18 protein-coding genes, 1 tRNA gene and 1 pseudogene are annotated in these 22,675 nt (G+C 66.1%); 8 read left to right on the top strand and 12 right to left on the bottom strand.

The features are described 5' to 3' along the window. Nucleotides 1–133: 133 nt before the first annotated feature. The 4 genes from malQ to ACQCS0_RS02545 form a co-directional block, all read right to left on the bottom strand. Complete coding sequence (malQ, locus tag ACQCS0_RS02560; protein ID WP_426940021.1) at nucleotides 134–2,401, bottom strand: 4-alpha-glucanotransferase; 2,268 nt, start codon at nucleotides 2,399–2,401, stop codon at nucleotides 134–136. 115 nt (nucleotides 2,402–2,516) lie between these two features. Next, nucleotides 2,517–3,521 (bottom strand): LacI family DNA-binding transcriptional regulator, encoded by a 1,005-nt coding sequence (locus ACQCS0_RS02555; protein WP_426940020.1) that lies wholly within the window; start codon nucleotides 3,519–3,521, stop codon nucleotides 2,517–2,519. Nucleotides 3,522–3,527: 6 nt separating this feature from the next. Next, nucleotides 3,528–4,112, bottom strand: coding sequence for an HhH-GPD-type base excision DNA repair protein (locus ACQCS0_RS02550; RefSeq protein WP_354223932.1), 585 nt, complete (start codon nucleotides 4,110–4,112; stop codon nucleotides 3,528–3,530). Between the two features lie 17 nt (nucleotides 4,113–4,129). Further along, nucleotides 4,130–5,089 (bottom strand): alpha-L-arabinofuranosidase C-terminal domain-containing protein, encoded by a 960-nt coding sequence (locus ACQCS0_RS02545; protein ID WP_354223934.1) that lies wholly within the window; start codon nucleotides 5,087–5,089, stop codon nucleotides 4,130–4,132. Nucleotides 5,090–5,757: 668 nt separating this feature from the next. On the opposite strand from ACQCS0_RS02545, the gene ACQCS0_RS02540 reads away from it, so the two are divergent. Continuing rightward, the gene (locus ACQCS0_RS02540) at nucleotides 5,758–6,498 is read left to right on the top strand and encodes an ANTAR domain-containing protein (RefSeq protein WP_354223936.1); all 741 of its coding nucleotides are present in this window, start codon (nucleotides 5,758–5,760) and stop codon (nucleotides 6,496–6,498) included. Nucleotides 6,499–6,554: 56 nt separating this feature from the next. Here the strand turns inward: ACQCS0_RS02540 and ACQCS0_RS02535 are convergent. Continuing rightward, nucleotides 6,555–6,627: transfer RNA gene (locus ACQCS0_RS02535), tRNA-Lys, on the bottom strand. Between the two features lie 203 nt (nucleotides 6,628–6,830). Here ACQCS0_RS02535 and ACQCS0_RS02530 point away from each other — a divergent pair. The 3 genes from ACQCS0_RS02530 (at nucleotide 6,831) to ACQCS0_RS02520 (ending at nucleotide 9,383) form a co-directional block, all read left to right on the top strand. Continuing rightward, on the top strand, nucleotides 6,831–7,490 hold the full coding sequence (locus ACQCS0_RS02530; RefSeq protein ID WP_354156215.1) for a hypothetical protein: 660 nt from the start codon (nucleotides 6,831–6,833) through the stop codon (nucleotides 7,488–7,490). A 260-nt stretch (nucleotides 7,491–7,750) separates the two neighbouring features. Continuing rightward, nucleotides 7,751–8,368 (top strand): DUF47 domain-containing protein, encoded by a 618-nt coding sequence (locus ACQCS0_RS02525; RefSeq protein WP_282329765.1) that lies wholly within the window; start codon nucleotides 7,751–7,753, stop codon nucleotides 8,366–8,368. A 1-nt stretch (nucleotide 8,369) separates the two neighbouring features. Further along, a complete protein-coding gene (locus ACQCS0_RS02520; protein ID WP_354223938.1) occupies nucleotides 8,370–9,383 on the top strand; it encodes an inorganic phosphate transporter in 1,014 nt (337 codons plus the stop codon). A gap of 38 nt (nucleotides 9,384–9,421) precedes the next feature. Here ACQCS0_RS02520 and pstB read toward each other — a convergent pair whose 3' ends face one another. The 4 genes from pstB to pstS form a co-directional block, all read right to left on the bottom strand. Further along, nucleotides 9,422–10,201, bottom strand: a complete 780-nt coding sequence (gene pstB, locus ACQCS0_RS02515; protein WP_354156217.1) for a phosphate ABC transporter ATP-binding protein PstB — start codon at nucleotides 10,199–10,201, stop codon at nucleotides 9,422–9,424. A 79-nt stretch (nucleotides 10,202–10,280) separates the two neighbouring features. Continuing rightward, nucleotides 10,281–11,393: a phosphate ABC transporter permease PstA gene (gene pstA, locus ACQCS0_RS02510; RefSeq protein WP_354156218.1), complete on the bottom strand. Its 1,113-nt coding sequence runs from the start codon at nucleotides 11,391–11,393 to the stop codon at nucleotides 10,281–10,283. Further along, nucleotides 11,394–12,326 carry a phosphate ABC transporter permease subunit PstC gene (gene pstC, locus ACQCS0_RS02505; RefSeq protein ID WP_354156219.1) on the bottom strand — a complete coding sequence of 311 codons (933 nt, stop codon included), beginning with the start codon at nucleotides 12,324–12,326 and terminating at the stop codon, nucleotides 11,394–11,396. A 102-nt stretch (nucleotides 12,327–12,428) separates the two neighbouring features. Continuing rightward, nucleotides 12,429–13,550 carry a phosphate ABC transporter substrate-binding protein PstS gene (gene pstS / locus ACQCS0_RS02500; protein WP_354156220.1) on the bottom strand — a complete coding sequence of 374 codons (1,122 nt, stop codon included), beginning with the start codon at nucleotides 13,548–13,550 and terminating at the stop codon, nucleotides 12,429–12,431. Between the two features lie 324 nt (nucleotides 13,551–13,874). Here pstS and ACQCS0_RS02495 point away from each other — a divergent pair, with 324 nt between their 5' ends. The 3 genes from ACQCS0_RS02495 (at nucleotide 13,875) to radA (ending at nucleotide 18,135) form a co-directional block, all read left to right on the top strand. Beyond that, the gene (locus ACQCS0_RS02495) at nucleotides 13,875–15,317 is read left to right on the top strand and encodes an IS1380 family transposase (protein ID WP_426940019.1); all 1,443 of its coding nucleotides are present in this window, start codon (nucleotides 13,875–13,877) and stop codon (nucleotides 15,315–15,317) included. Nucleotides 15,318–15,528: 211 nt separating this feature from the next. Beyond that, on the top strand, nucleotides 15,529–16,656 hold the full coding sequence (locus ACQCS0_RS02490; protein ID WP_354156221.1) for an FUSC family protein: 1,128 nt from the start codon (nucleotides 15,529–15,531) through the stop codon (nucleotides 16,654–16,656). 105 nt (nucleotides 16,657–16,761) lie between these two features. Then, nucleotides 16,762–18,135, top strand: coding sequence for a DNA repair protein RadA (gene radA / locus ACQCS0_RS02485; RefSeq protein ID WP_058930359.1), 1,374 nt, complete (start codon nucleotides 16,762–16,764; stop codon nucleotides 18,133–18,135). Between the two features lie 12 nt (nucleotides 18,136–18,147). Here the strand turns inward: radA and ACQCS0_RS02480 are convergent. Continuing rightward, nucleotides 18,148–18,440 (bottom strand): annotated as a pseudogene (locus ACQCS0_RS02480) (L-idonate 5-dehydrogenase); the annotation flags it as partial. 195 nt (nucleotides 18,441–18,635) lie between these two features. Between ACQCS0_RS02480 and ACQCS0_RS02475 the strand changes: the two are divergent. Further along, nucleotides 18,636–19,631, top strand: coding sequence for a patatin-like phospholipase family protein (locus ACQCS0_RS02475; protein WP_426940018.1), 996 nt, complete (start codon nucleotides 18,636–18,638; stop codon nucleotides 19,629–19,631). A 98-nt stretch (nucleotides 19,632–19,729) separates the two neighbouring features. Here ACQCS0_RS02475 and ACQCS0_RS02470 read toward each other — a convergent pair whose 3' ends face one another. Together ACQCS0_RS02470 and ACQCS0_RS02465 are read right to left on the bottom strand one after the other, a co-directional pair. Further along, entirely contained in the window at nucleotides 19,730–20,959 is a 1,230-nt protein-coding gene (locus ACQCS0_RS02470) for a beta-ketoacyl-[acyl-carrier-protein] synthase family protein (RefSeq protein WP_426940017.1), read from the bottom strand. Nucleotides 20,960–20,965: 6 nt separating this feature from the next. Continuing rightward, nucleotides 20,966–22,579: a peptide chain release factor 3 gene (locus tag ACQCS0_RS02465; RefSeq protein WP_426939113.1), complete on the bottom strand. Its 1,614-nt coding sequence runs from the start codon at nucleotides 22,577–22,579 to the stop codon at nucleotides 20,966–20,968. Between the last annotated feature and the right edge of the window lie 96 nt (nucleotides 22,580–22,675).

Genomic DNA, 22,675 nt, shown 5'->3' with positions numbered 1-22,675 from the left:
GGTCTCGGGGGTGTCCGCCTTGCGGTGCCTCGGATAGCCCGCTGCCGAGGTGATCACGGCGTCGACGCCTCCATTGCCCGCAGCAACGACCAACGATCCATCTGCCTCCCACGACGAGTACTGGCCCGGTCGGTCATTGAGGATCCCCCAGCGCTTCAGAGACGGCACCCAGCAAGGCGTTGAACCGTGGGTTGGCAGGGAGGTCATCGATGAACACCGGCTTCCCGTCCGGATCACCGAGCGGGACCTGCCAGTTCGGGTACAGCGCTTCGGTGGTGCCGGGCTGGTTCTGCACCCGCCGCTCCCCCACGGCATCCACCAGCGCCACGCCAAGAAGCACCGACGGCGTCTGGGCCAGCAGGCGGTGCAGCGCCTCTATGGTGCGTTCCTCGCTGCCGGTGCTGCCGGTGCTGCCGTGGTTCCCCTCGGCGGAGGCGCCGGACGTGCCCCCATCCTCGGGCAGGAGGCCGCGTTCCCGCAGCAGCCCCATCATCTTTTCCAGCGTAGCCGTGTGGTCCGCCCGTTCCTCCGCCTCAGAGCGTTCCAGCAGGCCCAGCCTGCTGCGGAGCGCCACATGGTCGCCCGCCAGGTAGCCCGCGGTGGGCGGCAGGTCGTGGGTGTTGACGCTGGCGAGGGCCTGCGTCCGGTACCGTTCCGGTGGCAGGGGCGAATCGCCGTCGTTCTCGAACCAGAGGATGGACGTGCCCAGGATGCCGCGGGCAGCCAGATAGTCGCGCACCCACGGTTCGAAGGTTCCTAAGTCCTCGCCGATCACCACGGCGCCGGCACGCTGGGCCTCCAGCGCCAGGATGCCGATCAGTGCTTCGTGGTCGTACGTAACATAGGCGCCGTCACTCGGGGAGTTGCCAGCCGGCACCCACCAGAGGCGGAACAGGCCCAGCACGTGGTCCACCCGGATGCCGCCGGCGTGCCGAAGCACGGTGGAGAGCATGTTGCGGAACGGTGCATAGCCGGCCTCCGCCAGACGGGAGGGATGCCACGGCGGCTGGTTCCAGTCCTGGCCCAGCTGGTTGTACATGTCCGGCGGCGCCCCCACGCTCATCCCGGGAGCCAGGACGTCACGCAGGGTCCAGGCGTCGGCGCTGCTGAGGTCAACGCCCACGGCGAGATCGTGCACCACACCCAGCCGCATCCCCGCCCGGCGCGCCGCCTGCTGCGCGTTCTCAAGCTGCTCGTCGCAGATCCACTGCAGCCAGCGGTGGAACCCGATCCTGTCCGCCAGCTTTCCGCGCAGCGACTCCGCGTCGGGCGAGCCAATAACGCAGTCCGGATCGGTCCACAGCGGATGGTCCGGCGCCAGGTCTTCCCTGATAGCGGACCACAGGGCGAAGTCATCCAGGCCGGAGCCGGAGATCCGGCAGAATTCGTCGAACGCTGCCTGCCGTGCCGGCGAGCGCCGGGCGTGATACAGCAGTTCGAAGGCCTGGAGCTTCGCGGCGTACACGGCGTTGCGGTCCAGCCGTTCGCCGTCCTTGTTCAGGGCCTGGACCTGCTCTTGCAGGCTGTCCACTGCCGCGCGCTTACGCGGCTTCAGGTAGGCGATTTCCGGGATGGCCTCCACCCGGATGTACAGCGGGTTGAAGAAGCGCCGTGTGGACGGCGAGTAGGGCGAGGGCTGGACCGGCGGCACGGGTTCCGCGGCGTGCAGCGGGTTGACCAGGACATAGTCCGCACCTCGGGCCCCGCTGAGCGTGGCCAGATCCGCGAGGTCGGCGAAGTCGCCGATCCCCCAGGACCGCTTGGACCGCACGGAGTAGAGCTGCGTGGCCAGGCCCCATCCCCGACGCTCCACCAAGGAATCGGCGGTGGTGAGCCGCGCCGGAACCACCACCAGCGCACCCTCGGCTATGACGCCGTCGGACTCTGCCCGCAGCGTGTGCCAGCCCAGCGGCAACCCCTCCGGTAACGCGAAGGTGGCCCGGCCGGTGGCCACGCCATCCACGTCCTGGGGCGTCGCCCAGAGATCCTGCTGGACGGCGTCCACCGGCTCGCCCGCGCCCGTTTCAAGCTCCACATGCAGGCGGGCCGTGGCCCCGTCCCGGACGTGGACGGGAACCAGCGCGGATTCGCCCTGCTGAACCACGACGGCGGGGGGCAGCATCCGCCGCCACGGCGCCACTTCCGCCTCGACCAAGGCAGTTTCGATCAGCTGGTTCGTGTGAGCGGGGACGCCGAGCGCTGCCAGGACCTTGATCAGCGTCTCCGCGGCGACGCTGTGCGGCAGCCCGTCCCAGCCGTGGAACGAGGTGCCCACGCCGTGCGCGTCCGCCAAACTCTGGAGGAGTTGATGGTCCACGGGCTCATCACCGGCGGCATCGCCGCCGCCCGACGGTGCCGGTGTGCCGAAAATTTGAGCGTGCTGCTGGTCTGGAGTCTTCATGGAATGTCCGCCTCGCCTGGTGTGTTGGGCCCGAACCTACATTGCTTGTTGACGCACGGGAGCAACACGCCCCCGCGCACGACTGTTGCAGCCAACGATAGTCGGGCGGCAGCCCTCAGGGCGCCGAATCCCGGATTTTCAGGACGAAGCCCGCCTCCGCGTGGACCCCGCCTGCCCCCGATTCCAGCCCGTCAATCCGGTCGATCAGCAGGCCGATGGACCGTTCGGCAATCTCGTCCATGCCGGGCGACACGGTGGTAAGCGACGGCGAGGCGAACCGTGCCTCCTCGATATCGTCAAAGCCCACCACCGCAACCTCGTTTGGCACCTTCACGCCACGGACGAGCAGTTCATGCATGGCGCCCAAGGCGAGGGCGTCGTTCAGGCCGAAGACGGCGTCAAACGGAATTCCGCGCTCCAGGAGGCCGGCGACGGCGGCTGCTCCCCCGTCGCGGCGCCATTCACCGGGTGCCACCAATGCGGGGTCAAACGGGACGCCGGCGTCCTCCAGTGCGCTCCGGTAACCGTTTTGCCGCAGACCGGCAGAGCCCGCGGACTCGCCGGGCCGGGCGCCGAGCACGGCGATACGACGGCGGCCTCCCGCCAGCAGGTGGGCGGTGAGGGCGTGGGCGGCGTCCCGGTTTCTCATGGTGACCAGATCCAGCCGAGGATCCAGAATGTGCTCGCCGAGCAGCACCACCGGCTTTGTGCCGCGGTGGGAGGCGACGGCGTCGGCCCCCACGACCAGGGGCGTGAACAGCAGGCCATCGGTCAACTGCCGCAGGGGACCTTGCAGGGCACCGAGTTCGTTGGCTTCCAGGGCGCCGGATTGTTCCACGAGCACCCGGTAGCCGCGCCGCTCCGCCGCCGTCATCACCCGCGAGGCCAGTTCCGCGTAGCACGGTGCCGCGAGGTCGGACAGCATCAGGCCCAGCATGCGGGTCTTCCCCGAGCGCAAGCTGCGGGCCGTCAGGTTCGCCTCGTAGCCCAGTTCGGCGATGGCGTCCTGGACCCGCCGCCTGGTGGCCGGCCGGATAAACTCGTAGTCGTTGAGCACGTTCGACACGGTCTTCAACGACACCCCGGCCGCGCGCGCCACATCGTTCATGGTCACTGCCACGGTTGGTCAGCCCTTGGCAGCCTTGGCCGCCGCCTTTGCTGCCTGCTTGCTGGCCCGCACCCTAACGAGCGATTCAGGACTCACGATGTCCGCAACCGACAGGAAGGCGTCCTCCTGGCCGTAATGGCCGGCGGCCTCGCGCCAGCCCGGGGCGCTCAGCCCGCGCTGCTTCCCGAGGAGTGCAAGGAAGATTTTTGCCTTCTGCTCCCCGAATCCTGGCAGTGCCTGCAGACGGCGCAGCACCTCCGCGCCGTCTGGATCGCCCTTGGTCCAGATCAGCGTCGCGTCGCCGTCCCAATCCTGCTGCACTGTTTCGGCGAGCGCCTGGACGCGACCTGCCATCGAACCAGGGAACCGGTGCACCGCGGGCCGTTCCTTGAACACCTCAACGAACGCCTGGGGTTCATATGCGGCAACGGCGGCCGGGGCAATGGACCCGATCCGGGCCCGGATCTTCTCCGGCCCAGCAAAGGCGGATTCCATGGTGACCTGCTGGTCCAGCAGCATGCCTGTCAGCAGCGCGAACGCGTCATCGGTCAGCAGTTGGTCGGCGGCCGGGTCACCGGTGATATGCAGTTCCATGGCCCTCATCTTTCCACCTCCCGCGGCTAGGAATCGAGGGCCAGCCGGATCATGGACCAGGACACCGCCGGGAGTTCCGCGGTGAGCCAGCCGCCCTTGGCGTTGACGCTCACGTTCTCCGCGGGCAGGACCGACGTCGAGTCCTCCACCGTCGCCTGCCAGTGCGGGTCCTTGTTCGCGTAGGTGACCGCTTCCACCACCCGGACACTGCCGAGGCCGGCGACGGCGGCGTCCAGTGTCAGGGCGTCCGTCACCGAGCGGTTCACGGCGAAGATGACTGCCTCGCCTTTGTCGGCGTCGAGCGTTGCCGCCGCGGACAGGGCAGCGAAGTCCGCCGTTGTGTCGCCGCTGACGGCGAGCTGCAGCACCGTACCGGCGGCGTGGCGGCTGGTGAGGGCAAAAGGGTGGAAGATGGTCTGCTTCCACGCCAGTCCTCCCGGTTCGGTCATGATGGGGGCTATGACGTTTACCAGCTGGGCCAGGCTCGCTGCGTGCACGCGGTCCGTGTTGCGCAGCAGCGTGATCAGAAGATCGCCTACCGCGACGGCGTCCGCCACGGTGTATTTGTCCTCCAGCAACGCCGGGGCCACCGGCCAGTCCGTGCCGGTTGGCGACTTTGATTCTGCGCGGCTCATGTGCCAGACGTTCCACTCGTCAAAGGAAATGTTGACCTGCTTGGCGGACTTCTTCCCCGACTTCATGTGGTCGTGGGTCTCAGTCTCAGTCAGCACCACGCGCTCCCACTCGCCGAAGGTGGGCATGGTGGGCGCCGAACTGCCGCAGACTACCAGCCCCAAGTCGGGATCGACCATGCGCATGCCGCGGGCGGTGTCTGCGGCGAGCGAAGTTCCGCCCGGGTATCGGACTGTGGAAACGCCGAGTTCGCGGGTCAGTTCCAGGACGTCCGTGCGGAACCCGTCCGTGTCCGCCGTGGGGTGCTCCGGCTCGAGGATGCCGGTGTAGACGCAGCGTCCCAAATGTTCCACAGTGAACGCCGGATCGATGGTGACTTTGCCGGCGGCCTTGCTGTGCTCACGGTCAGTCCTTTGTTGAGGAATTTACAACGTTATAGAATGCAAATTCTTGGCGCTGTCTGCGTCAGAGTCAAGGAGTTCGGCGGAGGAGAGAATTTCAATCCGCGGATTGGCGTAGACGGAAAAAACAAGTAATACCTAACTTGAAAAACAAGTACCGATTACGCGGTCGCCGGGGACGCGTCCGAACTACCGTCGACTAGGAGCACAGACTCGCACATCGCATTCGATTGGATGTCTCACCAGGGGGTTGTGAGAAGGATGAATACACGATCTGGCAACCGCGCTTTCCCGTCCCAAGGGGGACGGGAAGTAAGCGGGGCCGGCGACGAGGAGGTCTTCGAGACCAAGGCCTCTCCCCCAGCCGTCGCCGGCCCTCCATTCTCCACTGTTCACAGCTACCGCACGCCGCCAGCCGGATCCCGGTGACCCATGGCGAGGCGGACATGAAGTCCCGTTCCGAAGCGTCCCCGGCGCACTCGTCGGCAGGCAGGCGTCCGGCGCTTGCTCATCCGACACAGCCCGCCATCCAGCATGGAGTCCCCCCTGCGGGGCCGGCAGCTACCACGGACCGCAGACCCAGCCCGGCACCGGGCGGTCATCCGGACGCGGACTCGGCCGTGAAAGCGATCACCTCCGGGCTGCTCGGGGCCGATGGGCTTATCCCCGATCTGGTCACCGGCTCGACGGACCTTCCCGACTCCTTGGAGACCCTAGTCCACCTCGCGGCGGCCGCGCTGAGCCAGCTCGCCGGGGCCCCCATCGAATGTGCCCTGGTCCTGAACCGGGTTAAACGCGCCAGAGCCACCGCGGGAACCGGCACAAGGCCTGTAGCCTTGGCCCGGCTGGAAACGGAGGCTGGCGAAGGCCCCCTGACCGACGCACTCACGGGCACGGGTACCGCTGCCATGAACCACGTGGGCTCCGACTTTCGCTGGGCACGCTACAGGCCGTACCTCCAGGACGCCGGCTTCGCCAGCGTCCTGGGACTTCGGCTTTCACTTGATGAGGGCACCGAGGCTGCCATCGCCTTCTTCGCAACCGACTCCCAGGCGTTCCCGCTGCCCGTGATCGCCGAGGCCCGCAGCTTCACTGACCTGGCGTCCCGCGGCCTCAGGCTGGCCCTTGAGCTGCAGTCGGCCAGCACCAGGGCGTCGGATCTGCAGTCAGCATTGGAAAGCCGGACGTCCATCGATATTGCCTGCGGCGTCATCATGGCGCAGAACAGGTGTTCCTACACCGACGCGATTGCCATCATCTCCAAGGCATCCAGCCACCGGAACATCAAGCTCCGCAAGGTGGCCGAGGGCATCCTGGCCAGCCTGCCGGGCGGTGCGCCGGACACTCATTTCGAACATTAGGCTCCCGCTGTACGACAGAAGACCAGAGACGGAGTGTCTCTGGTCTTCTGCGTGGGTGGGCCCTGTGGGGATCGAACCCACGACCCACGGATTAAAAGTCCGATGCTCTACCAACTGAGCTAAAGGCCCCAGCTGACCGTCAAACGACCGATCAGCCCAGTCCATTTCTGGACGTAGAATACTTTACCCCACACACGGGGCGGGTTTAGCACGCAGGCGTGCACCGCCGTCGTACGTTCCGTATTCCGCACAGCGTCACCGGCGCTGGCAAGGTGCATCCTGACTGCGAACAGCACTCGATTTCCCGCGCGGCACAGGAGTAGCGTGGGGGCATGAGCGAACAAGCAGGACCCAGTCACTACGGCGGAGCCAACCGGCATCACAAGCCCAAGCCGTTCGCCCCCATCGACTTTGAGCCGTTCGCAGGCGGTCCGGATCCTGCGCGCGTGTCCGAGGCCGCCCACCTCGCTGCCCAGGCTCTGGTGCGCCACGGACGCGACAGCGACGATCCCGTCATCACCGAACGCCTGGTCAAGCTGACGGACGAGCAGGGCCTGGAGGCCATCGCGGAGATGTGGGCCGAAAGCCCGGCACGTTCGCTGCCCGGCGCCCTCTGGCGGCTGTACGCCCTGCGCGCCGCCACTGTCCAGGACCCGGAACGGATCTCCGTGTACTTCCGCGCGGGCAAGGACACCGCTCAGGTCTCCCATGTAGTGGCCGGCGCCGCCGAACCGCCTGGAGCCGAAGAAATGCGGGCCATGGCGGATGCCATTCTTTCCGGAGCGTTCGACGGCGATTTCGACGTCGCGTTGGAGCGTTCCGCCGCATTCTGCCGCGTGGTGGCGCTCGGCCAGGCGACGATTGCCGACGGTGCCGAGCTCGGCAACGAGGCCCACGCGAGCAAGCTCACGCGCAACTCGCACCAGCTCGTGAAGACCGCCGAGGACCTTGAGCACGCGGCGAATGCCTGGCGACTGGGCGAGCTCGACTGAACCACCGGCGCCGATCTGTCAATGTTGACTTGGGCCAGGCAACGTAGAACACTGAAACTGGTGTCGAGCCGCGAAACCCCCGGGCTTCAACAATTAGCCGCCTAGAGCGGCCTACCGCCGAGAGGCGTATCCGGTTCGGCACCATTTTTATGCCTGTTTTCAGGCCACGGCCGCTAGAATCAACACAGTTGCTGGCCTGCGTCAAGTCACAAGCGGGCGGCCCACCACCCCTGCACATCCCCGGAGACCGGTATCCCAACGTGAAGCTGCGCCTTTTTCCCCAGGAGCCCGCAGGGCTGACCTTGCTGTCCCAGATGGCCCAGCAAATCGTGCATGCCAGCGCCACCATGGCAGAGATCCTGGGCGTACCCGCCACTGAGCACGCCAAACTCGTGGACGACATGCACAACCACGAAGCCAAGTCCGCCGAACTGCATTTCGCCTTGCTCACCCACATGCGCACGAGCTTTGTGAACCCGCTCCCCCGCGAAGACATGTACGCTCTATCCCGATACCTGAACGAGGCCCTCGAGAAACTGGACGGCGCTGCGGAGCTTGTGTCCCTGTATCAGCTTGACCGCCTGCCCCGGCGCGCCGCAGACCAGCTCGAGATCATCAGCCGGCAAGCCGAGCTCACCGTGGACGCCATGCGCCAGCTCAACAACCTCGACGACCTCGAGGATTACTGGATTGAGATTCTCAGGCTGGCTAAACGCGCCGAACGGACCCACCGGATCTGGGTAGCGGACATGATCCGGGACATGAAGTGGGCGCAGTATTCCCGTAACCGCGACGTCGCCAACCAGCTGGTCGAAGTCACCAAGGACATGCGCCGCATCGCTACCCAGGTAGGCAGCATCATCGTCAAGGAATCCTGACGTGACAGCAGTGATTTTCGGCGTTGTGGTGATGTTGACCGCAACGTTTGCCTTCCTCAACGGCTTCAGGGACGTCTCAACGTCCGTGGCGTTGGCTGTCCGCACCCGGGCGCTCACACCCAGCGTGGCAGTGCTGCTGGCCGCCTTTTTCAACTTCGTGGGCGCCCTGATCAGCGCCACCGCAGTGGTTGTCATAAGCCACACCTGGATTCACCTGCCGGCTGGCCCAAGCGGCCTCAGCATCCTGGTGGCAGCCTTGGCCAGCGCCTGCGCCTGGGGACTGATCATGTGGTGGCGCGGCATCCCCGCGTCCTCTACGCACGCCCTGGTGGGCGGGCTGGCCGGGGCCGGACTCGCCAGCCTGGCCGTGGGCGGGGTGGGAGTAGGCGGCGTTGACCAGTCCCTGCTGTTCCAGGTACTCCTGCCCCTGATGCTCTCGCCCGCTGTCGCTTACGTTGGCGCATATCTGCTGGTTTTCCCCGTCACCTGGGCCGCGCGGTATGCCCAGCCGAACGTCATTAACCAGCGCTTCCGCCGCAACCAGGCCATCGCGGCCGGTGCCGTGGCATTCGGCCACGGCCTGCAGGACGGCCAGCGGGTGGGTGCCGTACTGCTGCTTGCCCTGCTCGCGGGGGGCTATTCCGACGGCGAGACTATCCCCCCGTGGGCGGTGCTGGTTTCCGCCGTGATGATCACTGCCGGAACACTTTTTGGCGGCTGGCGGATCTCCCACACCATCGGCTACAAGATCACCAGGGTGGACCCGCTACGGGGCTCCGTGGCCCAGACGCTCAGCGCCGCCATGCTGTTTGTCGGCGCGATCGCGCTTCAATGGCCCCTCTCAACCACCCACACCGTGACGGCTTCCGTGTTGGGGGCCGGCGAAAACCAGCACTTCTCAGTCACTAACCGGAAGCTGGTCATGCAGATCCTGGCGCTGTGGGTACTTACCCCCGCGGCAACCGCGGCCGGGGCGTTCGTGCTGGCCCTGGCGTTGTCACCATTGGTTGCCTAAGGGCAAGCCTTCAACGCCGCATTTGGCGGCGGTGGAGCTCAGCCGAAGCGGCCGGAGACGTAGTCCTCGGTGGCCTTCATGGTGGGGTTGCTGAAAATGTTCTGGGTGTTCCCGTATTCGATCAGCTTGCCCGGCTTGCCGGTGCCGGCGATGTTGAAGAACGCCGTCTTTTCCGAAACGCGCGCGGCCTGCTGCATGTTGTGGGTCACGATCACCACGGTGTACTGATCCTTGAGATCGTTGATGAGGTCCTCGATGGCCAGCGTGGAGATCGGGTCCAGGGCCGAGCACGGCTCGTCCATGAGGATTACCTGCGGTTCCACGGCAATGGCACGGGCGATGCAGAGACGCTGCTGCTGGCCGCCTGACAGGCCGGATCCGGGCTTTTCCAGGCGGTCCTTAACCTCGTTCCAGAGGTTGGCGCTCTTAAGGGACCTCTCCACCAGGACGTCAGCCTCGCCCTTGGAGATCTTCTTGTTGTTCAGTTTCACGCCGGCCAGCACGTTGTCCCGGATGGACATGGTGGGGAACGGGTTGGGCCGCTGGAAAACCATGCCGATCTGCGAACGCACCGTCACCGGGTCCACCCCGGGTCCGTAGAGGTTGTCCCCGTCCATAAGGACTTCGCCTTCGACGCGGGCGCCCGGCAGCACTTCGTGCATTCGGTTCAGGGTGCGCAGGAACGTGGACTTGCCACAGCCTGAGGGGCCAATGAAAGCCGTCACGGACTTGGCTTCGATGTTGATGCTGACGTCCTCCACGGCCAGGAAATCGCCGTAGTACACGTTCAGGTCTTTGACGTCGATGCGCTTAGACATGATGTTCCTTCACTTGCTGGGGTACGGATTGAAGTCTATGGTTTGGCCGGGAGGACCGGAATCACAAGCTGAACAATTTTCAGCGGCCGGTCTTGGGGGCGAAGATCCTGGCGATCAGCCGGGCGCCCAGGTTCAGGACCATCACCAGGATGATCAGCACCAGGGCGGCCCCCCAGGCCCGCTGCGAAGACGGGTCCGGGTTTGCCGGCGACGTGGGGTTCAGGATCTGGGTGTAAATGAACGTCGGCAGGGAGGCCATCCAGCCGCCGAACACGTTGTTGTTGATGCTGGTGGCAAACCCGGCGGTGACCAGGATGGGCGCGGTCTCGCCGATCACGCGGGCGATCGCCAAGGTGACGCCGGACGCGATGCCGGAGATCGCCGTCGGAATAACCACCATAATGATGGTGCGCCACTTGCGCACGCCCAGCGCGTAGGCTGCTTCGCGCAGTTCGTTGGGGACGATCTTCAGCATTTCCTCGCTGGATCGCACCACCACGGGGATCATCAGGACAGAAAGCGCGACGGCGGCGACGGCACCGGTTTTGGTGCCGGGCCCAACCACGGCGAAGAAGAACGCTGCGGCAAACAGGCCGGCCACGATGGACGGGATGCCGGTCATAACGTCCACAAAGAACGTGATGGCGCGGGCCAGCCGGCCGTCGTTGCCGTACTCCACCAGGTAGATGGCGGTCAGCAGGCCGACGGGTACAGAGATGACAGTGGCGACCAGCGTCATCTGCACCGTACCCACCAGGGCGTGGTAGATGCCGCCGATCACGGGGGCGCCCTCTTCGACAGCTTTATTGTCGTAGGCGCCGGTGACGCCGTTCATGGAGCTGGTGAGGAAACCCGGGGCGATCAGGCCGGGAACGCCGTTGACCAGAACCGTCCAGATTACGGAGATCAGCGGGAGAAGCGCGACCAGGAATGAGCCCACCACCAGGCATGTGGCCAGCTTGTCCTTGGCTTTGCGGGAGCCCTCCACAACAACGCTCCAGCCCACCAGGCCGGCGGTGAAGAGGATGGCCGAGACAATGCCCCAGCCGAAAGCGTTAAAACCGATCAGGGCCAGGATCGCGGCGCCCACGATGAGCGCGAGTGCCAGGACAACATACGGCGCAAAAGGGGGCAACTGGCCCTTGGTAAGGGCTGAACGCTTGTTGCGCACGGGAGTGAGAGTGGAGGACATTTAGTTTGCTCCCGAGAATTCTTTGTGCCGGGTGATGATCCAACGGGCGATCATGTTGACTCCCAGGGTGATCACAAACAGGACCAGGCCGGCGGCGATCAGCGTGCTGACCTTGAGGCCGCTGGCTTCGGGGAAGTTCAGGGCGATCTCCGCGGCGATGGTCTGGTTGCCGGACGTGATCAGGCTGGCGGTCAGGGCACCGGAGGAGAGGACCAGGGCAACCGCCATGGTCTCGCCCAGTGCCCGGCCCAGGCCCAGCATGACTGCGCTGATGATGCCCGGACGGGCGAACGGCAGGACCGACATTTTGATCATTTCCCAGCGCGTGGCGCCGAGGGCCAGGGCGGCTTCCTCATGGAGCTTGGGGGTCTGCAGGAAGATTTCACGGCTCAGGGAAGTGATGATCGGCAGGACCATCACCGAGAGCACAATGCCTGCGGTCAGGATGGTTTTGCCAGTGGCAGAGGCGGGGCCCTGGAAGATGGGCAGCCAGCCCATGTTCCCGGCCAGCCAGTTGTAGGCCGGGGATATTTCCTTGGCGAGGAATGCCGCGCCCCAGGCGCCGTAAACCACTGACGGGATGGCGGCCAGGAGGTCCACGACGTAGCCAAGACCGGCGGCGAGTCCGCGTGGGGCGAAGTGCGAGATAAACAGGGCCACGCCAATGGCGACGGGGGTTGCGATCACCAGGGCGATGACGGCGGCAATGAGGGTGCCAATAACGATCGGCCAGATGTAGGCGAAGAAGCCTTTGCCGCCCTGGATATCGGCAGCCGGGGCAGTGAGTGCCGGAATGGCCTGGACAACAAGGAACAATGCCACGCCGAACAGGACGGCGAGGATGAGGCACCCGGCGGCAAGGGCGGCGCCGGAAAAGATCTTATCCCCGGCGCGGCCTGCGCCCTGGGAACTGCTCAGGGGGGTGGCGGTCATTCCAGACCCTTCGGTTGTGGGTGGTGCCTAAATCGAGCGTACAAAGCCAAGTTCCCCGCCCCGCCTTTCGGCGTGGCGGGGAACGTGGTTCAGGGACAGGTACTAGGACTTGACCTTGATCGAGTCGATGGCCTTGGCGGCCTTGGCTGCGAGGCCGGAAGACAGCGGCGCGGACTTGGCCGAGTCCGCAGCCGCCTTCTGGCCCTCAGCGGAAACTACGTAGTGCTCGAAGGCCTTGACTAGGTCGACGGTCTCCTGCTTGTCGTAAGTGGTGCACAGGACGTGGAAGGACACCAGGACGATCGGGTAGGCGCCTGCGATGGTGGTCTTGCGGTCCAGCTTGATGGAGAGGTCGTTGGCGCCGCGGCCTTCGACCGGCTTGCCTGCGTCAACTGCCTTGGCAGCGGCGTCGGCGGAGATCTTGGTGAAGGAATCGCCTACCTTGATCTGCGCCACGCCCAGCTTGCCGCTCACGGCGGAGTCATCGGCATAGGTCACGGCGCCGGGGGTGTCGGTAACGGTCTTGACCACGCCGGAGGTTCCCTTGGCGTTTTCACCCTGGAGGCTGGCGGGCCAGATGCCGGCGGACTGGTCAGTCCAGACTTCGGGGGCAGCGGCGGCCAGGTAGTCAGTGAAGTTCTGCGTGGTGCCCGAGTCGTCGGAGCGGTTCACCGGGGTGACCTTCAGGTCGGGAAGGGAGGCGCCGGCGTTCAGGGTGGCAATGGCGGGATCATTCCACTTAGTGATCTGGCCGCGGAAGATCTTGGCCACGGTGGCGGCATCCAGCTTCAGGTCGGTGACGCCGGGGACATTGAAGGCCACGGCGATCGGGGAGATGTAGACCGGGATGTTAATGGCGCCCTCAGTGCCGCACTTGGCCTTGGAGCTGGCCAGCTCGTCATCCTTGAGGTAAGCGTCGGAGCCGGCGAACTGGGCCGAACCGTCGATGATGGCCTTGCGGCCTGCGCCGGAGCCGTCCGGGGAGTACTGCACGGTGGCACCCTGGTTGGCTGCAGCAAAAGCGGTCTTCCAAGCGTCCATGGCTGCGCCCTGCGCAGACGAGCCGATGCCGGTCAGTGTGCCGGTGACCTTGGGGCCGGCAGAAGTCTGGTTGCCTGCAGGCGTGTTGCCGGTAGCGTTGTCTGAACCGCAGGCGGTGAGCGCGAGTGCGCCGGCTGCGATTACAGCGATAGCCGCGTGGCGGCCGAAACGGAGTGCCTTCACTAGATGTACCCCTTCCAGGGATATTCAGCAGCGGCAGGACCGGAGACGCCCTGCAGCGCGATGCGTACGTTTTGTACCTTCAATGAATTTATGGGCCGCAGGTAACGGGATGGGCGGGCATAGGTGAACAGAAGATTAACGACGGCGGCATTTTGGCTTACACCCGCGGCGCCACCATTGCGCGTGTCACACTTTCGGGCCTAGCCCGGGGTTTTCATCGGGGTTGGGCTGAGGGGTGTGTTTAAGACACGAAAAGGTGCTCTGACAAGGGAAAATAGGGGTGTCTACGCCGTTATTTCCGTGTCTTGAAGGAGCACCTTTTCGATGCATCAGCCTACCAAGGTCTTCCCATCCGTCCCGGTCACTTTCACCGGCCAGTCGCTGGTTTCCCATGCCGGCGCCAGGATCCTGACGTCATTCATCGACGCCCTCGGGTTCCGGGATCTGTGCGAGGACCGGCTCGGGCAGTTCGCCCCCGCGATGGCCTCGCACCGGCCCGGGAGGCTACTCGGGTCGCTGGCGGTGATGCTCGCCGCCGGCGGCGAGCACGCCTCCGACCTGGACATCCTGCGCTCCCAGCCCGGCGTGTTCGGCAACGTGCCCTCGAACGCGACAGTCTCGCGGTTCTTCGAACGCACCGTGAAGAACCCGGACGTTTTCGATTACGGCTTTTCGACCCTGGCCCAAGAACTGCGGACCCGGGCCTGGGAAGCCGCGGGTGACCGCAGCCCGGCGGTGAAGGCCACGGCCGCGGACCCGCTCCTCATCGACCTCGACGCCACACTGGTGACCTCGCACTCCGAGAAGGAACGAGCCACCGGAAACTACAAGGGCGGGTTCGGATTCGCCCCGTTCACCGCCAGCATCGATTACGGTTCCGGCCGAGGCACCGGGGAGGAACTCGCGGTGCTGATGCGCCACGGCGGGGCCACAGCGAACAACGCCGAGGACCACATCCGCATCTTCGAGGCCGCCATCGCCGTCCTGCCCGACTCCCTCTACGGTGAAGACGAGGAACTGGACGGGGAGAAGATCCTGGTCCGCACCGACAGCGCCGGCGCGTCCCGGAAGTTCCTCTGGTACCTGCATTCGCGAGGCGTGCAGTTCTCGGTCTCGTACCCGGTGCCGGTCGGCAAGGCCCACATGATCGCCTGGATCAACGACAAGAAATACTGGCAGCCGGCCCTGGACCAGGACGGCAACGAACGCGACGATGCCTGGGTAATCAACGCCACCCAGGTGATCCCGCTCGAGGACTACCCGCCCGGGACGAAGATCTTCCTGCGCGCCGAACCGCTGCACCCCGGTGCGACCCCGACCCTGCTCGACATCGACGGTCACCGTGTGACAGCGTTCCTGACCAATGCCCCGCGCTGGCACGGACCGTTCCTGGACGCCCGGCACCGGGCCCGCGGCCGGGCCGAGAACCGCATCAAGACGCTGAAGAATACAGGTTTGGGCAAGCTCCCGTTCTTCGATTTCGCCGCGAACCAGGCCTGGGCGAACCTCGCGGTCCTGGCCGCGAACCTGGTCTCCTGGCTCCAGCTCACCGCCCTGCCCGACGGCCACAAAGCAAGGGGCTGGGACATCAAACGCTGGCGCTACCGGCTCTTCGCTACCGCCGGGAAGATCATCACCCGCGCCCGCCGGAACCACCTGCTGCTGCCCGACGCCGCACCGGAGAAACCCCTCATCGCCGCACTGCTCGAAGCGATCAGCCGAATCGCCGCAGCCGCGAACCGCCCCGCACACCTGCTGCGGACCTGACACCGCTGCCCCCGTCAACGAACGAGCAGGAAAGAAGAAAACCAACGGGATCAGTGGAAGCCCACGCCCCGCCCCGCGACCCCGGGGCCCTTCAGCCACGCCCAAAATCCGATTCAGCCCGCCGGGACGGCAAAAACCGGACCCGGCACCCCGACCACCATCCGATGAAAAATCTGGGCTAGGTGTCCGGGCGGCAAATAGACTGGTGGGCATGGCCGCAGCAGCAGGACTCTCAGCAAGCAGGCGATTCCTGCGCGGACGCATCCGCACCGGCCTGGTCCGGAGCCGGAACTCGCTGGTCCCCGCCGTCCAGATGACCGCCTGCGCGGTGGGGGCGTACGCCTTCGCCGAATACGTCCTGGGGCACTCCGGCCCTCTCTTCGCGGCTACATCGTCACTGATCGCACTGGGCTTCTCGCGTGACCCGCGGCTGCGCCGGGTGATGGAGGTGGGCCTCGGTTGCACCATCGGGATCGCGGTGGGTGATCTGCTGCTGCACTGGCTGGGCAGCGGCATCTGGCAGGCCGCCGCCGTCCTTCTGTTCTCCATCCTGCTTGCCCGCTTCCTGGACAGCGGCAACATCTTCACCACCCAGCTGGGGCTGCAATCCTTGCTGGTGGTACTGCTCCCGGCGCCGGACGGCGGGCCGTTCACCCGCAGCATTGACGCCATTGTTGGCGGGGTGTTCGCACTTCTGGTGACCATCCTGATTCCGAAGGATCCGCGCCGGGAGCCCCGCAAGGATGTACGGAAGCTGCTCCACGAACTGGCCGAAGTACTGCGGGAATGCGCCACTGCACTGAGCAACAGCGACTCCACCCAGGCTTGGCACGCGCTGATCCGCGGGCGGAACTGCCAGACGCTGGTGGACGCTATGCGCCACTCCCTCCGTGCTTCCGGCGAGGTGGCCACGCTCGCGCCGGCCCACCGCCGGCACCGCGACGAGTTGGACCGGCTCAAGCAGTCACTGGACTCCATCGACCTTGCGCTCAGGAACAGCCGCGTGTTCGCACGGCGGCTGACCAGCGCCATCAACCATGCCGCACTGTCCGATGAGGCAATCGAGAACATTGTAGAGGTGCTGGAGGATACGGCGGCTGCGATTGATGAACTCTCGCTGGGCCTTGCCGAGACGCACGACGGCGCGCGGCGCGCCCATCTGAGGACGGCCCGGCAGGACTTCAGCGAGGTTGCGCTGCGGTTGCACCCCAGGCTGCTGGAAGTCCAGCGCCTTGAGGGAGAGACTGTGGTGATGCTGTTCCGGCCGCTGATGGTGGACCTCCTGGAGGCCACGGGCATGGATCCGATCGAGGCTAGGGACGTGCTGCCGGGCTTGTAGCCGGCCGACGGGCTGGGCCCACGCCTGCAGGGTTCCCTGGCCGAGCTTGCGAGGTTAGGGGGCAGGTGGGGAGGATTGTCGGTGCCCGCCAGTAGGGTGGAACCCATGGCAACAAAGACTTCCCGGGCGTCCAAAGCGCCGGCTTACAAGTGCGCCGAATGCGGCTGGACCACGGTCAAGTGGGTGGGACGCTGCGGCGAGTGCCAGGCGTGGGGGACGGTTGAGGAGACCGGTGCCGCTGTAGCACGTACGACGGCGGCAACAACAGTTCTGGAGCCGGCCCGCCGGATCGCCGAGGTGGATGCCACCACGGCGGCTTTCCTGCCTACCGGCGTGGACGAACTGGACCGCGTACTGGGCGGTGGCCTCGTCCCGGGTGCGGTCATCCTGCTTGCCGGGGAACCCGGCGTGGGCAAGTCCACCCTCCTGCTGGACGTAGCGGCCAAGTTCGCCCGCACCGCCCAGGATGTCCTGTACGTCACGGGCGAGGAATCCGCCGCGCAGGTGAAGCTGCGCGCCGAACGGATCGACGCCGTCGCGGACTCCCTGTACCTGTCCGCCGAAACTGACCTGGGGCAGGCCTTGGGGCAGGTGGAGAAAATCGAGCCGCGGCTGCTGATCGTGGACTCGGTCCAGACACTCAGCAGCGCTGACGTAGACGGCAGCGCCGGCGGTGTCTCGCAGGTGCGTGAGGTGGCGGCGTCCATCATCGCAGCTGCGAAGCGGCGGAACATGACTACGTTGCTGGTGGGGCACGTGACGAAGGACGGGTCCATCGCGGGGCCGCGGCTGCTCGAACACCTGGTGGACGTGGTGTGCCAGTTCGAAGGCGAGCGGCATTCCCGGCTCCGGATGCTGCGCGCGGTGAAGAATCGATACGGACCCACGGACGATGTGGGCTGTTTTGACCTGAATGAGAACGGCATCGAAGGGCTCACGGACCCCAGCGGGCTGTTCGTGAGCCGCACCAAGGAACCTGTCTCCGGCACCTGCATCACCGTGACCATGGAAGGGCGGCGGCCTTTGCTTGCCGAGGTGCAGTCGCTGCTTGCCGAGAGCGCCAACTCGCAGCCCCGCCGGGCCACCAGCGGCCTGGACAGTTCACGGGTGTCCATGCTCCTGGCGGTGCTGCAGCAGCGCGCCGGCTGCCTGCTGCACAAGGACGATTCCTACGTGGCCACGGTGGGCGGCGTGAAGCTCAGCGAACCGGCCACGGACCTCGCCGTCGCCCTGGCCGTCGCGTCCGCGAAGGCCCGCAAACCCCTGCCCATCCGGCTGATCGCGTTCGGCGAGGTGGGCCTGGCCGGCGAAGTCCGGCCGGTACCCGGCATCAACCAGCGCATCCAGGAAGCACACCGCCTGGGCTTCACCCACGCCGTGGTCCCGGCCAGCCACAACGGGCCTGGCCCTGTCCCGGCGGGCTTCTCCGTGCGCGAGGTGGAACATCTGACGGAGGCGTTGAGCCTGCTGATCGGGTAGGCCCGGACCGCGTTATTCGGGTTGGAAGTTGAGGAGTACTTTTCCTGATTCGGCGGAGTTCCTGGCGGTTTCGAAAGCTTCGAGTCCTTGGCTGAGGGGGTATTCGTGGGTGATGACGGGGTTGATGTGGAGGGTGCCGTCGGCGAGGGCGGTGATGACATCGTCGATCTCGTTGTTGAAGCGGAAGGACCCGCGCAGGTCCAGTTCCCGGTGATGGCCAGGGAAATCAGGACCGGCTGGGGCCCGGTGGGCCGCAGCCCGACCATAACCACGGTCCCGCCGCGCCCCGCGCCCTGGATGGCTGAAACCGGCTTGATGTTGATTGCGCGCGGCGTCGCTGACGTGGGATCATTCCGGTAATCGTATTGTGATCCGTCGGCAGGAGGTGAGACCCATGTACGCAGTACCGCAATGGGCGCTTCCCTCCAGTCCGCGATCGCTCGACTGAAGTAGTCGCAACTGGGAGCGCCCTAACAGGCAATTCGCGAAAGGCGACTCCCATGAATACAAAACCTTCTTCAACTTTGCAGTTCACCTCGACCACACACTCCGAACGGCCGAAGCCCGGCCAGGAACAGCCTCAGGTCGACGCCTCAACGATGGTGGGCGCGCCGCGCGAGCGAGCGTTGGTCCTCGGTGGCGGCGGATCGACAGGCAACGCCTGGCTGATCGGCGTCATCGCCGGCCTGTTTGATGTCGGGCTGGACATTACCACAGCCGACCTCACCATTGGGACGTCAGCAGGCTCGACGGCCGCGGCCCAGCTGGCTGGCGCCAGCCCCGCCGACCTGTTTGCCGCCATCCTTGCCGCTGCCCCAAACCAACGGACGGTTCCGGTCGGATCCGGCCCAGGACGCGTTCCGATCAGCCCGGCGATGGATCACTTGGAGAGGATCGGCAAGATCATCGCCGCCTCTGAGGATGCGGCTGACATGCGCCGCAGAATGGGCACGGCGGCACTCGACATGGATCCGGCGTCGGACGGCGCCTGGCAAACACAGTGGCGAGCCATTGTCGCCTCCCGGCTGCCCAGTCAGCACTGGCCGCAGCGGACTGTGCTCATCACAGCCGTAGATGCCCAGACCGGTGAACCGGTCGTGTTCGACCGGAACAGCGGAATCGAGCTGGCAGACGCCGTAGCCGCCAGCTGTGCCAGTGGCCGCCCCTATAGGATCGGGGACAGCCGTTACATAGACGGCGGCTACCGATCCAACGCTGAAAATGCCGATCTGGCAGCCGCATACGGGCGGGTGCTCGTGCTGTCACCCTTCGGCGGCAGATCACTAGTGCCGAAGGAGTGGGGCACGCATCTCACAACACAGGTAGATGAATTACGCGCTCGCGGCAGCAGAGTCGAGACGATCTTCCCGGAGAGCAACTCCGAGCACATGTTCGGCGCCAATGCGATGGACCTGTCGCTGCGTCCGCCCGCTGCCCGGGCCGGACACCACCAAGGCAGAGCTCTCGCCGAGCATCTCTCGGAGTTCTGGCACTGACGCCGGCCGGTGCGGTATCGGACGAAGGCGAGACCACACGATTCACTTATCGCCGCATCTGAGGAACTCCGTGGACCACCGCGCCACCGGCTAACGGGCTAGCTGGCCGTGATCACCAGGGCAACGCTGTGTCCGCCGAAGCCAAAAGCGTTCACCAGGCCGGCGGGGGCGGAGCCCGGCGCCAGCGTGTGCGCGTTTTCCGTGATGACGTTCAGGTTCACTTCGGGGTCCAGCGCCTCGACGTTCGCGGTTCCGGGGAGCTGCCCGGTCTGCAGGGCCTGGACCACCACAACCGCCGCGAGCGCACCGGCACCGCCCAGCAGGTGGCCGGTGTGGCCTTTGGTGGAGGTCACGGGCACCTCGGCACCGAAAACAGCGTTGATGGCTTGGGCTTCCAGCCGGTCCCCTACCGGGGTGGAGGTGGCATGCGCATGGACGAAGCCGATCTCCGAAGCCTGCATTCCGGCCGACTCCAGGGCCTTCTGCATGACCCTCCGCTGCATGGCGGGGTCCGCGGCCACGATGTCGTTGGCGTCGGAGGTTACCGCCCCGCCGGCCACTGCGCCAAGGATGGCGGCGCCGCGCGCCCGGGCGTGGGCCTCACTCTCAAGCACCACAATGCCGGCGCCTTCTGCGAGGACAAAGCCGTCGCGGCCGCCGTCGAACGGGCGCGAAGCGAGCTTGGGTTCGCTGTTGCGCGTGGAGAGTGCCCGGATCTGGGAGAACCCGGTGATCACCAGGTCGTTGACGGATGCGTCCACGCCGCCGGCAATCACGACGTCGGCCGCTCCGGAGCGGATCATTTCGGCGCCCTGGACAATTGCTTCCGCGCCGGACGCGCACGCGCTGACCGGGGTCCGGGCTCCGCCGCGGGCGCCGAGGTCAATGGAGACCCAGGCCGCGGGGCCGTTGACCATCAGCCGGGTGAGGGTGTGCGGAGAGACCCGGCGCGGGCCGCCGCTGGCGAGCGCACGGTCCTGTTCGAGGGTGGAGCCGAGGCCGCCATAGGCGGAGCCGATCACCACGGCGAACCGTTCGGGGTCGACGTCGGGCGCCCCTGCCTGCTGCCAGGCTTCCCGGGCAGCCACCAGCGCCAGTTGCCCGCACCGGTCCATCCTCTTCAGCTCGCGCGTGGTGAGGTGCTCCGAAAGGTCCGCGGTGACCTGTCCGGCCATGCGCACGGGCAGCTGCTCCGCCCACTCCTGATCCAGCGCGGCGATGCCGGACTGCCCCGCCAGCAGGCCGGTCCAGGTTTCTGCCATCGTGGATCCGAGCGGGTTGATGGTGCCGACGCCGGTGATCAGCGCGCGTGGGTGGTCTGCAGACATTGGACGCTACTTTGCGGGGTTGTGGGTGCCGATGGGCACGAGGGTCAGATCGGGGTGGTTCTTCTCGATCCGGCGCAGGGCCCAGACGTCGTTGAACAGGGCAAGGTATTCGCCGTCGGACCGCAACAGCACCTCGGCACCGGGCACGTTGGCCAGCGTGGGCATGGCCTCCGCCGTCGAAATCCTGGCGATGGAGTACGGCAGGCGTTCCAGCCGCATGGGCGCGCTGAAGTCATGCGCCATGCGGTCCTCCACCACTTCGAACTGCATGGGGCCGACGGCGGCAAGCACCGGCGCCTGGTCGCCGCGGACGTCGGAGCGAAGCACCTGGATGACGCCCTCATGCTCGAGCTGCTCGATGCCGCGGCGGAACTGCTTGAACTTGCTGGGGTCCTTGGACCGGGCCACCTGGAAGTGTTCCGGGGCGAACAACGGGATGGCCGGGTACTCCACCGCGTCTTCGAGGAACAGGCTGTCGCCCACGCGCAAGGTGGAGGCGTTGACCAGTCCCACGACGTCGCCGGGGTAGGCCTCGTCGATCACCTCGCGTTCGCGGCCGAAGACCTGCTGGGCGTACTTGGTGGCGAATGACTTTCCGGTGCGGGTCTGGGTGACCACCATGCCGCGTTCAAAAACGCCGGAACAGACGCGAATGAAGGCGACGTGGTCGCGGTGGGCCCTGTTCATGCCGGCCTGGACCTTGAAGACAAAGCCGGAGAAGGACGATTCGACCGGGCGCGGGCTGCCCTCGACGTCGGGCCGGGGGGCGGCGTGCGGCGCGAAGTCCACCAGGGCGTCCAGCAGTTCCTTCACGCCGAAGTTCAGGGCGGCGGAGCTGAAAAGGATGGGGGTGGCGGTGCCCGCGTGAAAGGCTTCGACGTCGAATTCGAGGTTGGACTCGATGACCAGGCCGGCCTCGTCCACGGCGTCGGTCCAGTTGCTGCCCTGCGTCTCCGCGGCCTCTTCGGGCGTGAAGTACTCGGTCAGGGCGATGTTGGCGCCGGAATTGTTACGCTGGAAGCGGGCGAAGCGGTCCTGGCGGAGGTCCCAGACGCCGCGGAAGTCACCGGATATTCCCACGGCCCAGGTCAGCGGCATGGGCTGGAGGCCGGTGCGCTCGGTGAGCTCGTCCATCAGCGCCAGTGCGTCCAGGCCCGGCCGGTCCCACTTGTTGATCACGGTGATGATGGGCAGGTTCCGCGCCTTGCAGACTTCAAACAGCTTCATGGTCTGCGTTTCAAGGCCCTTGGCGGCGTCCACGAGCATCACCGCGCAGTCGACGGCGGCCAGGACGCGGTAGGTATCCTCGGAGAAGTCCGCGTGGCCGGGGGTGTCAAGCAGGTTGATGACGGTGTCCCGGTAGGAGAACTGGAGGGCGGCGGAGCTGATGGAGATGCCGCGGTCCTTCTCCATCTGCATCCAGTCCGAAACCGTTTCCTTGCGGTTGGCCTTACCGCTGGAGGCGCCAGCCGTGCCGATCACCTTCGCGTGCAATGCCAGAGCCTCGGTGAGGGTGGACTTGCCGGCGTCAGGGTGCGAAATGACAGCAAAGGTCCGACGCCGGGCCGCCTGTTTGTGAATCTGGTTGACCCGGGCGGGGCTAAGGACATCTTGGGACACGGTGCTACTTTCGCTGCGGTGGGGTTACCCCAAGGCGCTCGGCAGGCCTCAAGGAGGGAAGCATGGCTCTGTGAGAGCCAAGTTCCAAGTTTATCG

The organism is Pseudarthrobacter sp. S6 (assembly GCF_050156575.1).
Taxonomy (GTDB): Bacteria; Actinomycetota; Actinomycetes; order Actinomycetales; family Micrococcaceae; genus Arthrobacter.
This window is presented reverse-complemented; position numbering and strand designations above follow the sequence as displayed.

Excerpts from the sequence above, each read along its gene's own strand:
- malQ (WP_426940021.1), bottom strand. The coding sequence starts at position 2,401 with ATGAAGACTCCAGACCAGCAGCACGCTCAAATTTTCGGCACACCGGCA.
- ACQCS0_RS02550 (WP_354223932.1), bottom strand. The coding sequence starts at position 4,112 with ATGAGGGCCATGGAACTGCATATCACCGGTGACCCGGCCGCCGACCAA.
- ACQCS0_RS02530 (WP_354156215.1), top strand. The coding sequence starts at position 6,831 with ATGAGCGAACAAGCAGGACCCAGTCACTACGGCGGAGCCAACCGGCAT.
- pstB (WP_354156217.1), bottom strand. The coding sequence starts at position 10,201 with ATGTCTAAGCGCATCGACGTCAAAGACCTGAACGTGTACTACGGCGAT.
- pstA (WP_354156218.1), bottom strand. The coding sequence starts at position 11,393 with ATGTCCTCCACTCTCACTCCCGTGCGCAACAAGCGTTCAGCCCTTACC.
- pstC (WP_354156219.1), bottom strand. The coding sequence starts at position 12,326 with ATGACCGCCACCCCCCTGAGCAGTTCCCAGGGCGCAGGCCGCGCCGGG.
- ACQCS0_RS02495 (WP_426940019.1), top strand. The coding sequence starts at position 13,875 with ATGCATCAGCCTACCAAGGTCTTCCCATCCGTCCCGGTCACTTTCACC.
- ACQCS0_RS02490 (WP_354156221.1), top strand. The coding sequence starts at position 15,529 with ATGGCCGCAGCAGCAGGACTCTCAGCAAGCAGGCGATTCCTGCGCGGA.
- radA (WP_058930359.1), top strand. The coding sequence starts at position 16,762 with ATGGCAACAAAGACTTCCCGGGCGTCCAAAGCGCCGGCTTACAAGTGC.
- ACQCS0_RS02475 (WP_426940018.1), top strand. The coding sequence starts at position 18,636 with ATGAATACAAAACCTTCTTCAACTTTGCAGTTCACCTCGACCACACAC.
- ACQCS0_RS02470 (WP_426940017.1), bottom strand. The coding sequence starts at position 20,959 with ATGTCTGCAGACCACCCACGCGCGCTGATCACCGGCGTCGGCACCATC.